The sequence below is a fragment of the Pseudomonas flavocrustae genome, assembly GCF_029872515.1.
GTDB lineage: Bacteria > Pseudomonadota > Gammaproteobacteria > Pseudomonadales > Pseudomonadaceae > Chryseomonas > Chryseomonas aestiva.
On the sequence record NZ_JAPDIQ010000008.1, the window covers coordinates 1 to 14227 of the forward strand.

Here is a 14227-nt window from a genome sequence, read left to right on the forward strand (position 1 = left end):
CATGACCACCGCCCACCCCATCGCCCTCGTCACTGGTGCCTCCCAGGGCATCGGCCGCGCTGTCGCCCTCGGCCTGCTGCAGGACGGCTTCCGCGTGGTCCTTGCCGCCCGCCGTGCCGAACCCCTGGAGGCCCTTGCCGAAGAAGCCCGGCAACAGGGCGGCGAAGCCCTGGCGGTACCCTGCGACGTCACCGATGCCGCCAGCGTCGAGGCGCTGTTCGCCCGCATCCGCGACACCTACGGCCGCCTGGACCTGCTGTTCAACAATGCCGGCGTCGGTGCCCCGGCGGTCCCCATCGACGAGCTGGAACTGGACGCCTGGCACCGGGCGGTCAACACCAACCTCACCGGCGTCTTTCTCTGCAGCCGCGCGGCCTTCGCCCTGATGCGCGCGCAGACACCCCGTGGCGGACGCATCATCAACAACGGCTCCATCTCGGCGCACACGCCCAGGCCCTTCAGCGCGCCCTACACCGCCACCAAGCACGCCGTGGCCGGGCTGACCAAGGCCCTGGCCCTCGACGGCCGCGCCTTCGATATCGCCTGCGGCCAGATCGATATCGGCAACGCCGCCACCGAGATGACCGAGCGCATGGCCAACGGTGTGCTCCAGGCCGATGGCAGCACCGCCGTGGAGCCGCGCATGGACGTCAGGCACGTCGCCAATGCTGTCCGCTACATGGCCAGCCTGCCGCTGGACGCCAACGTCCAGACCCTCACGGTGATGGCGACCAAGATGCCCTATGTGGGCCGGGGCTGAGGGGTTCCACGTGGAACCCGATCAGACAGGGAGCAAGCAATGAATCCAGCCGAAGTCGTCTCCTTCTGGCGCGCCGCCGGCCGGCGCCAGTGGTTTAATGGCGGCCCTGCCTTCGACGCCGAGTGCCGCGCGCGTTTCGAGGCCTTGCACTTCGCTGCCAGCCGCCGTGAGTGCGATGACTGGATCGAAGGTGCCGAAGGCGCCCTGGCCCTGTGCCTGCTGCTCGACCAGATCCCGCGCAACGTCTTCCGCCACAGCGGCCACGCCTTCGCCACCGACGGCCTGGCCCTGCAACAGGCGCGACAGGCGCTCGACGCCGGTCTGGATCAGCAGGTCGAAGCCGAGTTGCGCGCCTTTTTCTATCTGCCGTTCGAGCACTCCGAAGTCCTGGCCGATCAGCAGCGCTCGCTCGCCTTGTTCGAGGACCTGGGCATCGAGCACTACCGGCGCTATGCCGAGGCCCACCTGGAGGTGATCGCCCGCTTCGGTCGCTTCCCGCACCGCAACCGGGCGCTGGGGCGGCTCAATACGCCGGAGGAACAGGCCTGGCTGGATGCCGGCGGGGGTTTCTGACCCGCCCTTCAGGGCGCCCCGGGCGACACGCAGGCGGAGCCGGGTCCCCGGTGCCCTAGCCCCGCCACTCCACCACCAGATCCGCCCGCGCCCGATCGCCGTCGATCAGTCGCGCATTGGGCTCGTCGGTGCTTTCCACCCAGGCCTCGGCGTCCGCGCGGCTGCGGCCGAAATGCATGTGGCGGGCGACCAGCCGCTCGCGACGCTCCGCGGGATCGACGCGCACGTACCAGCACTCGTCGAACACCTCGGCGACATCGCTCCAGGGCGCCTGCGTCAGCAGCAGGTAGTTGCCCTCGCTGATCACCAGCTGGGTGTCGGCGTGGACCGGAATGGCATTGGCGATGGGCTCTTCGATCTCGCGATTGAACAGCGGCGCATAGACGGTCTCCCCAGCCACCGGCGTCTTCAGCCGCTGCAGCAGGGCGCGATAGCCGCGTGCATCGAAGGTGTCCGGCGCGCCCTTGCGTTGCGCGCGATCCAGACGCGCCAGCTCGCGATTGGCCAGGTGATAGCCGTCCATGGGCACCACCACGGCACGCTCGCCGAGCGCCGCCGCCAGCAACTCGGCCACGGTCGACTTGCCCGCGCCCGGAGTGCCCGCGATGCCCAGCAGGCGACGTCCACCCTGGGCCAGCAGCGCCTCGGCGCGGGCCAGGAGTTCGGCGGGAAGTTGCAGGCCATCGACCGGACGCTGACTGCTCATGCCGGCACCCCCGGCAGTGAACGGATGGAAACGGCAGGCAGGCACGGGAAAGCGGTCATGGCGGAGGTTCCGGCAGTGGGGATCGCGGCACGCTAGCACCCACCGCCGCGGTCGTCGACTCGGCGCCGACGTCGCCGGAAAGCCATCACAGTCTGCGGCCCGGCGAGCCGATCCCGGCCTCTCCCCCTCGGCATCCACCCGGCGCTCTCGTACACTCCGCTTCCAATCGGCCGCGCGCCGCCGTGTGCCTCATACAAAGGGATTTGGTCGCCATGAAGAAACCGCTACTTACCACCCTCGCCGGCGTGACCCTGGTGGTCGTCGGTACCGCCGTGGGCGGCGCCTGGTACACCGGTACCCGGCTGGAAGGCGAATTGCGCCAGGCCGCGAGCCAGGCCCAGCTGGCCCTGCAGGCGCAACTGCCCGAGTACCCCTTGCAGCTGCAACTGGTCGAGCTGCAGCGCGGTGTCTTCAGCAGCACCGCCACCTTCAGCCTGAGCGTGCAGGCCGAGGACCGCCCGCCCGTGGAAGTGCTGCGAGTGCTCGACGACATCCAGCACGGTCCCTTCCCCCTGACCCGCCTCAAATCCCTGCAGCTGGCGCCGGTCATGGCGGTCAACCGCTTCACCCTCGCGCGCACGCCGCTCACCGCCGATCTCTTCACCCTGGCCAAGGGCGCCGAACCCGTGCGGCTCGACGCCACCCTGGGCTACGACCGCACGGTGGACGGCGGTCTGACCCTCGCCGCCCTGCACCTGGACCAGCCCCAGGGCGCGGTGGCCTTCTCCGGCCTGACTGCCACCTTCGCTACCGACATGGAGGCCAGCCGACTGCGCCTGGACAGCACGGTCGGCCAATTCAGCCTCAATGTGCGCACGCCGGAGGGCTGGGCCAAGCTGGAGACCGAAGGCTTCGCCTTGACCGGCGACAATCGCCGCAATGCCGATGGCTTCTGGCTCGGCCCGGGTCAGCTGCGCCTCGGCCGCCTGCTGCTGTCCATGCCCGGCAAGCCCGCGGTCGAGTTGCGGGATCTGCAGCTTCAGGGCGACACCCAACAACAGGGCCAGCAGCTGGCGGGCACGCTCAACGCCAGCCTCGGCCAGCTCGATATCGCCGGCCAGACCCTGGGCAAGGCGACCCTGCGCAGTCACTACAGCAATCTCGACAGCCCGGCCCTGGCTCAGCTCAATGCGCTGCTGCAGCACCTGCAGCTGGATACCGAGCAGGGTCTCGATCCCACCACCCAGGCGACCCTGCAGCAGCATCTCGGCGATGTGCTCGCCGCGCGTCCCCAGTTGGTGGTGGACGAGCTGCGTCTCGACACCCCCGGCGGCAGCAACCGCCTGCGCCTGGACCTGACCCTGGCCAAGCCGGCGACCTACGATCTGCCACCGGAGCAACTCGCGGCCCAGTTGCTGGCAGGTCTCGAGGCGCGCCTGTCGGTGGCGCGGGGCAGCCTGGTGGATGGCGTCCTGTTCCAGGCGGGCGCCCAGCGCAGCCAGCCGGCCATGCAGCAACAGGCCCAGGCCACCGCCGAAGCCCTGGCCGGCATCGGCCTCAACAGCGGCCTGCTCAAGGCCGAAGGCGAGGATCTGGTGGCTACCCTGAATTACAGCGCCGGGCGGCTGTTGCTCAACGGCCAGGAAGTCCCGCCGGAACAGCTGCTGGCCCTGCTGGAACGCCCGCAACCCGCGGCACCCGGCAAACCCCAGGGCAAGGCGCCGAAGCGCTAGCGGATGCCGGGGCTGTTGAGCTTCGATGATGGCGCCGTCTCAACCCAACCTACGCAGGTCCGTAGGTCGGGTTGAGCGCAGCGAAGCCCAACAACGTCCCGACCGCCCTACTTCAACTCCAACCCGCCGCTGGCCTTGTTCAGCTCGCGCAGGTGCTTGCCGAGCAGATCCAGGTTGGCTTCGGTCAGATCCAGGCCATCGCGCGCCTGCGGCGAGAGCAACTGGCGGACCTCGTTGTTGAGGGTGTCCCTGAGACTGCGCAGGTGCGCCTGGCGCTTCTGACTCTCGGCGGTCAGCTGTTCCCACTCGCCCGGTTGCGGCAGGCCGTAGCCATCAGTGCCGAGCAACTCGGCCGGACGACTCAGGTAGCCGCTGTCCTTGAGGATCTGCTCCAGGGCGCCACCGGCCTTGCCGAAGCGTGCCTTGTCCACCGCGTCCTCACCCAGGTAGCGATCCTTGAGCTCGGTCTGCGCCTGCAGCAGCGCCCGGCGATAGGCCGCCTGCTCCAGCAGCAGCAAGGCGGCGCTGGCGCGCAGGTCGGCGCGCTGGAATTGCTCGCGGCGCTGCTGCGGGGTCAGCGCCAGCCAGGCCTCGACGTCCGCCTGGGGCAGCTTGAGGCGCTCCCGGGCCACCTTGAACATGGCCTGGAAGCGCTCGCGGAAACTGTCGAAGCGATAGCCCAGCCGCAAGGCCTCGCGCGGATCGTCGAGTACCGAGGTGTCCACCAGGTCCTTGAACCTCAAGGCATCCATCAGACCCGTCGGGGTGATGACATCGAGCTGGGCGTCGGCCAGGCGCGGTACCCCGTCGTGCAGCAGCTTGAAGGTCTCCACCGCGCAGTTGTTGGTGACGAAGTAGTACTGGCCGTCATAGCTCCAGTGCACCTGGGCGGTCCGTTCGAGGAAGTCGGCGATCTCCGGACGGGTCAGCTTGAGCGGCACGGATTGCAGGCCGCGCAGCTCCACCTTGGTGTACTCGTCCACCACCTGGGCCAGCGGCAGCACGAACAGCCGCGACGGGTAGGAACCGGTCAGGCCGCGCCAGCTGGAGAGCTGGACGTCGTTGACGAAGGCGCGGAACGACAGCACCAGATGGTATTGCAGGTCCAGTCGGCAATCCGGGCCGCGCGGCCGGCCAGGGGCGCAGACCACCAGGCGCAGCATGCTGTGGCCCCAGCGGCTCATGACCTGCTCGTTGCCCTCGGCCAGCAGGTAGTCGACCGCATAGACCCGCTCCGGATCGAGCCAGCCCAGGGGCGCCTCGCCGAAGTCGTTGCCGGCGTTGAGATAGGGATAGCGCCCCGGACAGGCATCGTGCGCCGGCGACCAGCCGAAGTGCTCGGCGAAGTAGCGCTGCAGCGCCGGCCGCCGGCAGGCGTAGCTTGGGTCGAGCAGAAAGTACTCCATGTTCACCGCCACGAATTCCTTCGGGTTGGTGACTTCATAGAGATCGGGACTGCGCGCGATGAAGAGATTCTTCGACTCGCGATTGCCGTGCTTGCGCGTCTTCACCTGCCAGCCGGCCAGGTCCAGCAGCCGCGGATCGTCGGACAGCGTATAGCTGCGCCCGGCCTGGCCCTGGCATTTCAGCGGCAGCTGGTCGGAGGTCAGCCCCAGGCCGCCGCAGGAGAGGATCAGCTGGCGCTGCTCGGGCGTCCAGACGCGCTCGCGGTCATAGAAGTGGGTCAGCTCGTGCAGCACCGTGGCCAGCAGTTCGCGGTGCTGGGTGCCGTGGGGGCGACCGGTCTGGATGCGGGTATCGCTGCCGTCCACCAGACTGGGCAGCAGGCGACGATTGAGCAGCAGGTTGCGCCGATCCGCCTCGCCATAGGCTTCTTCCAGTAGCTCGCTGCTCCAGCGCACCGGAATGCGCTCGTCCAGCGCCGCCTTGAATTTGGGTGGCAGCAACACCTGGGCCTCATCCAGCAACTGCTGGGTGGCCTGGATCTGCGCGGGCGTCAGGCCCTGGGTATCGAGTTCGAGGTGCAGGGCGGCCTGGGCCCCGCCGAGGGCCAGGCCGGCCGCGAGGCCGACCAGCCACTGCCGCAGCCGGCCGGCGCGGTTGTTCACAGCGCCAGGATGGCCTGGGCCAGCTGCAGGTCGTTGGCCTGGCGCGCGGCCGGGAACTGGTCGCGCAGGCTGCGGAAGGCTTCTTCCAGCTGGACGCCACGGATGTCACCGTCGCTGGCGACAAAGCTGGCGGCATCACCACGCGCGGCCTGGATCATCTTGGCGTCGCGGATGGAGGTGGTGGTGTCGGAGGTGAAGTCGATGCTGCGCTGCAGCGCCCGCACCACGATGTTACTGGTGGCCACCAGGGTCTGGGCCTGAGCCAGGCTCGAAACGCCCAGGGTCAGGGCAGCGGCGATAAGCAGGGAACGGCGCATGGATACTCCAGGGATGTCACGGAATTGAAACGGACTACTGACTCAGAATCGCCGCGGCGAGTTCCCGGTCGGAAGCCTGCAGCGCCGGATCGGCTGCGCGCAGGGCGCGGAAGGTTTCCTCCAGCTGGGCGCCGCGCAGGGCGCCATCGGTAGCAACGAAGGCTGCGGCATCGTCATGCGCTGCCAGGACCAGCTTGTTCTGGAACGGCGCCGTGGTGATCTGGCTGGTGCCATAGATGGTCTTCACCAGACCCTCGGTGGTGGAGTCGAACGCCAGGACCGGCGTGGCAAGACAGAGACCGAGCAACAGCGCGGCAGAACGACGGATATACATGGATGGCGACCCTCCGGTGGCAGATGGTCGCCAAGGCTAACGCAGCCCCCCGTTCCGGGCTAGCAGCCACGGGGTACGGGGGGTATCGCGGTGTTGCGCGTCAGATGGCGAGAATCGCCTGGGCCAGTTGGTCATCGCTGGCCTGACGCAGTTCGGGCGCCTGGCTGCGCAGGTGGTCCAGCGCCGCTTCCAGGCGCACGCCGCGGATGTCGCCGGCGCTGCCGACGTAGGTGGCCGCATCGTCACGGGCTTCCTGGACCAGCTTGTCGTTCTTGAAGGAGCCGGTGATGGACGAGGTGGTGTCCGAGGTCGCATCGATGGCGTTGACGATGATGTCGGTGGTGACATAAAAGCTCGACGCGGAGGCGGCGGTGGACAGGCAGAACAGCGCCGCGGCGGCGCCCAGGTGCAGGGTTTTCATGGGGGACTCCCGTCTGGATAGGCCTGACTGAGACTACCGCCAGCCCGAGGAAGTCGCATCCCGAGGCAGATTTTCACTCCCGCCAGAAGGGTTTGCCGCCTTCCCGGTACTGATCGGCGAGATTCAGCCCCAGGTCGGCCAAGGCGCGAGCGTCCAGGCGCTGCAACTGCCGGCGTGTGACGAGGCGCCGGTGCCAGCGGACCAGCAGCGCGAGCAGTGGGTGAAAGCGGCAGCGAAAACCCGATGATTCTGTGGGTGAGGTAAGCAGTGACCGGCTGTCCATGGCGATCTCCAGCGCAGCAAGGGAGCCTCAAGCTTCATCCGTACGGCGCAGGCAGACCACTTACAGCCAGAGAATACTGTACCCGTACAACTTCATAGCAGGTCTATCTGTACTGAACATGCCCGTGGTGATCGCTCTGCGACGCCACTCTGCACCGGTTCATCGGGAGCGAACTGTATCTCCTGCCGCGACGTACCCCTGGTCGGCGTGAATCGCTACAATCGAGGCTTTCAGCGCCCATCCGCGAGAGGCACCGCCATGAGCTTCAAAGTTTTCGTCGACGGCCAGGAAGGCACCACCGGCCTGCGTCTGCTGGACTACCTGACCGGCCGTTCGGACATCGAACTGCTGCGCATCGACGAGAGCAAGCGCAAGGACCCGGCCGAGCGCGCGCGCTTCCTCAATGCCGCCGATGTGGCCTTTCTCTGCCTGCCCGATGCCGCCTCCCGCGAAGCGGTGAGCCTGGTGACCAATCCCAACACCTGCATCATCGACGCCAGCACCGCCTTCCGCACCGACAGCAGCTGGACCTACGGCCTGCCGGAACTGGCGCCCGGTCAGCGCGAGGCGCTGCGCGCCAGCAAGCGCATCGCCAATCCCGGCTGCCACGCCACCGGCTTCATCCTGCTGGCCCGGCCGCTGGTGGACGCGGGCCTGCTGGCTCCCGATACCCCGCTGTCGGCCTTTTCCCTGACCGGCTACAGCGGTGGCGGCAAGCAGATGATCGCCGCGTACGAAGCCGGCGGCGACGCCCGCCTGCTGAGTCCGCGTCCCTATGCCATGGGCCAGGGCCACAAGCACCTGCCGGAAATGCGCGTGCAGAGCGGCCTGGCCGCCGCGCCGGTGTTCAGCCCCATCGTCGGCCCCTTCCTCAAGGGTCTGGCGGTGACCATTCCGCTGCACGCCAGCCAGCTGCGCCCGGGTACCACTGCCGCCGACCTGCAGGCGGCGCTGGCCCGTCACTATGACGGCGAAGCCTTCATTCGCGTGGCCCCGGTGGCCGCCGAGGAGGAACTGGACAATGGCTTCTTCGACGTCCAGGCCAGCAACGACACCAACCGCGCCGATCTCTTCGCCTTCGGCAATGCCGAGCGGATGACGCTGGTGGCGCGGCTGGACAATCTGGGCAAGGGCGCGGCGGGCGCGGCGGTCCAGTGCATGAACGTGCACCTGGGCACCGACGAGGGTCTGGGGCTCGCCAGCGGCCGCTAGTCAGGGCGCCGGCTTTCTTCCCTGGCGGGGCGAACCTTTCTCAAGGCGCCCCGTCTGAATTGCTGAACGGTTCGGATAACCGTTCTGCTCCTTTGCTGTTTAGTGTTGGCAGATGCTGGACCCCTGCTTTGGCGGTCCAGTCTTGAACTCCGGACTTCTCCCCTCCCCCGATGGAAGTCCGGAGTTTTTTTATGCCTCGGCGGCGGGCTCGTCGAGGCCCAGCCAGCTGGCCAGCACGCGCTGGGCATCCTCTATCCCCTGGCGCTTGGGCGCCGAGAACAGCTGGATGCTGGCGGTATCGCCCCAGCCCTGGCGCACGTCGCGCTGCACCTTGAGCAGGGCATTCTTCTGGGCACCGAAGGCCAGCTTGTCGGCCTTGGTCAGCAGGATGTGCAGCGGCATGGAACTGGCCTGGGCCCAGTCCAGCATCAGGCGATCGAATTCGGTCAGCGGATGGCGGATATCCATCATCAGCACCACGCCGCTGAGCGAATTGCGGCTGCTCAGATAGGCCTCCAGGTGCTCCTGCCAGTGCTGCTTGAGCGGGATCGGCACCTTGGCGTAGCCGTAGCCGGGCAGGTCCACCAGGCGCCGCTCGTCGTCGAGGGTGAAGAAGTTGAGCAGTTGGGTACGCCCGGGCGTCTTCGAGGTACGCGCCAGGTTGGCGTGGGTCAGGGTGTTCAGCGCACTGGACTTGCCGGCATTGGAGCGACCGGCGAAGGCCACTTCGCGACCGTTGTCGAACGGGCACTGATCGACCTTGGCGGCGCTGATGAGAAAGGACGCCTGCTGGCACAGACCGACGATGGGATTCTTGAAGCTGGACATGGGGGTACTCGCGAGCGCGCGGCAAAGCCAGCAGTATATCGGATGCGCCGGGCGAGAGCCGCGCCCCTGGTAACCTGAACGAAGCCTGAACATGGCCGGCCTCGGGCGCTGCGGCGACTAGGCGCGGCGATGCACCCGGCTACAATGCCCGCAATCCGTCATGCCCGGTTGGTGGGCGTGCCTTCTTCCAGGAGTAGTCCCATGCGCAACCTGCTTTTCTCCGCCGTGTTCGCCGCCGCCAGTCTGTTCGGCGCGGCCGCCCATGCCGACGACATCCAGGCCGGCAAGCAGTACACCGAACTGAGCAGTCCGGTTCCGGTGTCCGAACCCGGCAAGATCGAAGTGGTTGAGCTGTTCTGGTACGGCTGCCCGCACTGCTACGCCTTCGAGCCCACGCTCAACGCCTGGTCCAAGAAGCTCCCCGACGACGTCTCCTTCAAGCGCGTGCCGGCCATGTTCGGCGGCATCTGGAACGTCCACGGTCAGCTGTTCGTGACCCTGGAAGCCATGGGCGTGGAAGCCAAGGTGCATGACGCCGTCTTCGCTGCCATCCACAAGGAGCACAAGAAGCTGGCCACCCCCGAGGAGATGGCCGACTTCCTCGCCACCCAGGGCGTGGATCGGGAAAAATTCCTCAGCACCTACAACTCCTTCGCCGTGAAGGGGCAGGTGGAAAAGGACAAGAAGCTGGCCATGGCCTACCAGATCACCGGTGTGCCGACCATGGTGGTCAATGGCAAGTACCGCTTCGACCTGGGCTCTTCGGGTGGCCCGGACGAGACCCTGAAGGTCGCCGACTTCCTGATTCAGAAAGAACGCGCCGCCAAGTAAGCGTCACCCGCCGCCGCGCCCCGCGGCGGCTCTTCAGCTCGTCCCTCTCAAGCGGCCTCCGGTCGTCCTGCTCAAACTTTCCCCGTAACCGCCGATACCCTAGCGACTATCAAGTGGGCTGGCCGCCTTGTCGCGCCTGCCTGCTGGCCACCCTCAAGCCTCTGGAGCGGGCGGATGGAGCGCGCGGACGTCGAACGCTGGAAAAGCAAATACCTGGAGAGCCTCGAGAATCTCGAGCGCCTGGAAAGCCGGTGGGAAAACCGCCTGGACCTGGTGCGTCGAGGCCTCGTGCGCAGCAGCCTGGCCGCCGAAGGCAACGACGCGGCGGTGGACGCCTGCCTGGTCGAATTGCGCGACATCCTCCGCCGTGACGACAGCGACGCCGATCTCGCCAAGCTGATCCCGCGCCTGGAACGCACCGTGCTCGACTCCGAGCAGCGCCGGGAATTGCGCGCGCGCCAGGTGGCCGAGGCCTTCGCCGAACTCTGCCGGTTGCTGCAGACCCTGGAATTGCCGCGCGACCAGCGCAAGGCGCTCAAGGGCTTTGCCAAGCGCGCCCAGGCCGCTGCCGACCAACCGGGGGAACTGCCCGCGCTGCTCGGCGAATTCAGTCGTCTGCAGCAACAGGCCCTGAGTCAGCTGCACACTGAACAGCCCGCCCGCGCCGGCTTCCTGCAGCGCCTGCTGGGTGGTCGTGGCGAGACCGCGGAAGAGGCGCCGACGGCGACGTCGAGTCCGCCAGTAGAAGACGCCTCGCCGGCGACAGCCGCTGCGCCAGCGGTGGAAGCGCCGGCGACACCCGAACCGCCGCCGCTGCCGGTCGAAGGTCTGCCCGCCGCGCGGCCTGAGCTCTCAGCAGAGACCCAGGCAGTCCAGGCCGATCCGGCCTATGCCCTGCCCGCGGTGCCCGAGCCCGGCTACAGCGCCATAGCGCCGCATCTGGAAGCCACCCTGCTGCGGCTGCTCGACGACCTGGCGCTGCCGGACAGCCACAAGCCCCAGGCCGAACACCTGCGCCAACGCATCCAGGGCAGCCTGAACTGGTACGAATTGGTACCCGTGCTCGATGACCTGTCGGTGCTGGTGCTGGCCCTCAACCATTCCGGGCAGAGCGAATTCCAGCTCTACCTGCGCCGCCTCAATGAGCGTCTCGCCGCCTTCCAGACCGGTCTGCAGGACGTCCACGCCGGGCGTCAGGACGGCCAGACCCAGGAGCGCGCCTTTGGCGACGCTCTGCGCGGCCAGGTCAGCGAATTGCAGAGCGAGGTGCAGGAGGCGACGGACCTGGACAGCCTCAAGCTGTCGCTGGACAGCCGCCTGGAAGGCCTGCTGACCAGCCTGGCCGACCAGCAGAGCCAACGCGAGACCCGCGAGCAGGAAGCCAGCGAAAGACTCAGCGCCCTCACCGAGCGCGTCGCCGGCATGGAGCGCGAGGCCCAGCAGTATCGCGGCCATCTGGAAGAACAACGGCAGAAGGCCCTCCGCGACCCCCTCACCGGCCTGCCCAATCGCGCCGCCTGGAGCGAGCGCCTGGAGCTGGAGGTGGCCCGCTGGCAACGCCATGGCGGCGACCTGCTGCTGGCGGTGCTCGACGTCGATCTGTTCAAGCGCATCAACGACGGCTACGGCCACCTGGCTGGTGACAAGGTGCTCAAGATCATCGCCAGCGAATTGCAGCGCCGCCTGCGCAAGACCGACTTCATCGCCCGCTTCGGCGGCGAGGAATTCGTCATGCTGCTGGGCGCCACGCCGGTCGCCGGCGGGGTCACCCTGATCGAGCAGCTACGCGCCGCGGTCGCCGCCTGCCCCTTCCATTTCAAGGGCGAACGGGTGGTGATCACCCTGTCCGCTGGTCTCGCGGCCTTTGCGCCGGGCGAGGATGCCGATACCGTATTCGAGCGTGCCGACCAGGCGCTCTACCGCGCCAAGCGCGCCGGACGCGATCGCCTGGACGTGGCCTGACCCCTTCCACGTTCGCGAGGTAATCGTGCGAAAGCCCTTCAAGCTCCTTCCCTGGCTGCTCTGCGGCCTGCTCCTGGCCGGCTGCTCCAGCGGTCCGCGCATCAATGACGACTATACCGCCCGCGATCAGGACAGCCGGGTGCAGTACATCGTGCTGCACTACACCGCGGCCGGCTCCCAGCAGTCGCTCAAGCTGCTGACCCAGGCCGGCGTCAGCGCCCACTACCTGATCGACACCGATGGCACCATCTATCGCCTGGTGGACGAGAATCGCCGTGCCTGGCACGCCGGCGTGAGCGAATGGGAAGGCCGCACCTGGCTCAACTCCACCTCCATCGGCATCGAGATGGTCAACCTGGGCTTTCGCGACACCCCGGCCGGGCGCCAGTGGTATCCCTTCAGCGAAGCCCAGATCAAGGCGCTGATTCCGCTGCTCAAGGACATCGAGCAGCGCCACGGCCTGGATCGCCGCGCCATCGTCGGCCACAGCGACATCGCCCCGGGGCGCAAGCAGGACCCGGGGCCGCTGTTTCCCTGGGCGCGGCTGGCCGCAGCAGGCTTGATCAACTGGCCGGATCCGGCGGTGGTCGCCCAGCGCCAGACCAGCCTGGGCGGCGTGCTGCCGCCGCCGGCCTGGTTCCAGGATCAACTGGCGCGGATCGGTTATGCGGTACCGCGCACTGGCGTGCTCGATGCCGCTACCCGCGACGTCATCGGCGCCTTCCAGATGAAGTACCGGCCGGGCCGTTTCGATGGCCAGCCGGACTTGCAGACGGCAGCGCTACTACTCAGCCTGCCCAGCAGTCGCTAGTTTCTGTACGAAAAATGCCTACGCTCGGTGATGCTTCGTTGAAAAACGCTTCGGAATGCTCATTTACCGCTCGTAAACTCCGCTTCCTCAGCGTTTTTCGCCTTGCCTGACCGTCGCTCGGCGACTTTTCGTACAGAACCTAGGCGGCCGGAGGCGGCTTACAGCCGCACACTGGCGAAGGTGGATTCGCCCTGAGCCTGACTCAGGGCCGCCAGCGCGGACGAGGCCGGCATCAGCGACAGTTCCTGGGACAGCGGCATCAGCGCGATGGGCTGCTGGATGGTCGGACCCTGGCGCTCGTCGCGCGGCGGGATGCCGAAGTATTCGCGGTAGCACTTGGAGAAGTGCGGGGTGGAGACGAAGCCGCACACCGAGGCCACCTCGATGATCGACAGGGTGGTCTGCTTGAGCAGCTGCCGGGCGCGGATCAGCCGCAGCTTGAGGTAGTAGCGCGACGGCGAGCAATGCAGGTACTTCTGGAACAGGCGTTCTAGCTGGCGCCGGGACACGTCCACATAGACCGCTAGTTCGTCGAGGTCGATGGGCTCTTCGAGGTTGGCCTCCATCAGCGCCACGATTTCCTGCAGCTTGGGCTGATTGGTGCCCAGCATGTGCTTGAGCGGGACGCGCTGATGATCCTGCTCGTTGCGGATGCGTTCGTAGATGAACATTTCCGAGATCGCCGCCGACAGCTCGCGGCCATGCTCGCGACCGATCAGGTGCAGCATCATGTCCATCGGCGCGGTACCGCCCGAAGCGGTGCAGCGATTGCGATCGATGGTGAATAGCCGGGTGCTGAGCACCACGCGTGGATAGGCTTCCTGCAGGGCCGCCAGGGTTTCCCAGTGCACGCTGCAGTCGTAGCCGTCGAGCAGGCCGGCCCGGGCCAGGGCCCAGCTGCCGGTACAGACCGCGCCCAGCTTGCGGCCCTGGCGCGCCTGGCTCTGCAGCCAGGTGCAATGCTCGCGGGACACGCTGCGCTGGATGCCCACGCCGCCGCAGACGATCACCATGTCCATCACCGGGGCGGCGCTCACGGCGCTGTCCGGGGTGATCTGCAGGCCATCGCTGGCGCGCACCGGACGACCGTCCAGACTTAGGGTGCACCAGCGATAGAGTTCCCGACCCGACAGCTGGTTGGCCATGCGCAGCGGCTCCACCACCGACGCCAGGGAAATGAGCGTGAAGTTGTCCAGCAGCAGAAAGCCGATGGACTGGATCGCACGGGCCTGTGACGAGGTGGGAATGGGCGACATGGTTTGAATCTCCTTCACGCAGGCTGGGGCCCTTGGCTGGGCTCTAATGAGGTGCGGCGGACAACGTTGGGCGAAAGATGTGTCGCGGACGCATAAGTCATGTCGCAATTCCCATGCCGTAAATGGGTGAA

General features: G+C 67.5%; 15 protein-coding genes. 7 read left to right on the top strand and 8 right to left on the bottom strand.

Annotated features, from left to right (window positions below; translation table 11 throughout):
- Position 1 precedes the first annotated feature (1 nt).
- Together OMP44_RS17460 and OMP44_RS17465 are read left to right on the top strand one after the other, a co-directional pair.
- A complete protein-coding gene (locus OMP44_RS17460; protein WP_280309997.1) occupies positions 2-760 on the top strand; it encodes an SDR family oxidoreductase in 759 nt (252 codons plus the stop codon).
- A gap of 39 nt (positions 761-799) precedes the next feature.
- Positions 800-1333, top strand: a complete 534-nt coding sequence (locus OMP44_RS17465; protein ID WP_280310000.1) for a DUF924 family protein — start codon at positions 800-802, stop codon at positions 1331-1333.
- A 55-nt stretch (positions 1334-1388) separates the two neighbouring features.
- Here the strand turns inward: OMP44_RS17465 and OMP44_RS17470 are convergent, their stop codons facing one another.
- Positions 1389-2039 (bottom strand): nucleoside/nucleotide kinase family protein, encoded by a 651-nt coding sequence (locus tag OMP44_RS17470; protein ID WP_280310002.1) that lies wholly within the window; start codon positions 2037-2039, stop codon positions 1389-1391.
- A 272-nt stretch (positions 2040-2311) separates the two neighbouring features.
- Between OMP44_RS17470 and OMP44_RS17475 the strand changes: the two genes are divergently transcribed.
- Positions 2312-3772, top strand: coding sequence for a YdgA family protein (locus OMP44_RS17475; RefSeq protein ID WP_280310004.1), 1461 nt, complete (start codon positions 2312-2314; stop codon positions 3770-3772).
- A gap of 107 nt (positions 3773-3879) precedes the next feature.
- Here the strand turns inward: OMP44_RS17475 and OMP44_RS17480 are convergent, their stop codons facing one another.
- From OMP44_RS17480 to OMP44_RS17500, 5 genes are all read right to left on the bottom strand, one after another.
- On the bottom strand, positions 3880-5841 hold the full coding sequence (locus OMP44_RS17480) for a DUF7844 domain-containing protein (protein ID WP_431312662.1): 1962 nt from the start codon (positions 5839-5841) through the stop codon (positions 3880-3882).
- Entirely contained in the window at positions 5838-6158 is a 321-nt protein-coding gene (locus tag OMP44_RS17485) for a DUF2388 domain-containing protein (RefSeq protein ID WP_133860126.1), read from the bottom strand. Before OMP44_RS17485 ends, OMP44_RS17480 begins: the two co-directional genes overlap by 4 nt.
- Before the next feature lie 34 nt (positions 6159-6192).
- A complete protein-coding gene (locus OMP44_RS17490) occupies positions 6193-6492 on the bottom strand; it encodes a DUF2388 domain-containing protein (RefSeq protein ID WP_280310006.1) in 300 nt (99 codons plus the stop codon).
- A 100-nt stretch (positions 6493-6592) separates the two neighbouring features.
- Positions 6593-6913, bottom strand: coding sequence for a DUF2388 domain-containing protein (locus OMP44_RS17495; RefSeq protein ID WP_007160027.1), 321 nt, complete (start codon positions 6911-6913; stop codon positions 6593-6595).
- Positions 6914-6986: 73 nt separating this feature from the next.
- Entirely contained in the window at positions 6987-7196 is a 210-nt protein-coding gene (locus OMP44_RS17500; protein WP_187980822.1) for a DUF1127 domain-containing protein, read from the bottom strand.
- A gap of 258 nt (positions 7197-7454) precedes the next feature.
- Here OMP44_RS17500 and argC point away from each other — a divergent pair, with 258 nt between their 5' ends.
- On the top strand, positions 7455-8408 hold the full coding sequence (gene argC, locus OMP44_RS17505; RefSeq protein WP_280310011.1) for an N-acetyl-gamma-glutamyl-phosphate reductase: 954 nt from the start codon (positions 7455-7457) through the stop codon (positions 8406-8408).
- A 189-nt stretch (positions 8409-8597) separates the two neighbouring features.
- On the opposite strand, the gene yihA is transcribed toward argC, so the two are convergent.
- The gene (gene yihA / locus OMP44_RS17510) at positions 8598-9236 is read right to left on the bottom strand and encodes a ribosome biogenesis GTP-binding protein YihA/YsxC (protein ID WP_187980820.1); all 639 of its coding nucleotides are present in this window, start codon (positions 9234-9236) and stop codon (positions 8598-8600) included.
- Between the two features lie 201 nt (positions 9237-9437).
- On the opposite strand from yihA, the gene OMP44_RS17515 reads away from it, so the two are divergent.
- From OMP44_RS17515 to OMP44_RS17525, 3 genes are all read left to right on the top strand, one after another.
- Entirely contained in the window at positions 9438-10067 is a 630-nt protein-coding gene (locus tag OMP44_RS17515) for a thiol:disulfide interchange protein DsbA/DsbL (protein WP_133860131.1), read from the top strand.
- Positions 10068-10241: 174 nt separating this feature from the next.
- Positions 10242-12029 (top strand): diguanylate cyclase, encoded by a 1788-nt coding sequence (locus OMP44_RS17520; RefSeq protein ID WP_280310012.1) that lies wholly within the window; start codon positions 10242-10244, stop codon positions 12027-12029.
- Positions 12030-12054: 25 nt separating this feature from the next.
- Positions 12055-12840 carry an N-acetylmuramoyl-L-alanine amidase gene (locus OMP44_RS17525; protein ID WP_280310014.1) on the top strand — a complete coding sequence of 262 codons (786 nt, stop codon included), beginning with the start codon at positions 12055-12057 and terminating at the stop codon, positions 12838-12840.
- Between the two features lie 158 nt (positions 12841-12998).
- On the opposite strand, the gene gbdR is transcribed toward OMP44_RS17525, so the two are convergent.
- Positions 12999-14096 (bottom strand): choline metabolism transcriptional regulator GbdR, encoded by a 1098-nt coding sequence (gene gbdR / locus OMP44_RS17530; RefSeq protein ID WP_037006569.1) that lies wholly within the window; start codon positions 14094-14096, stop codon positions 12999-13001.
- Between the last annotated feature and the right edge of the window lie 131 nt (positions 14097-14227).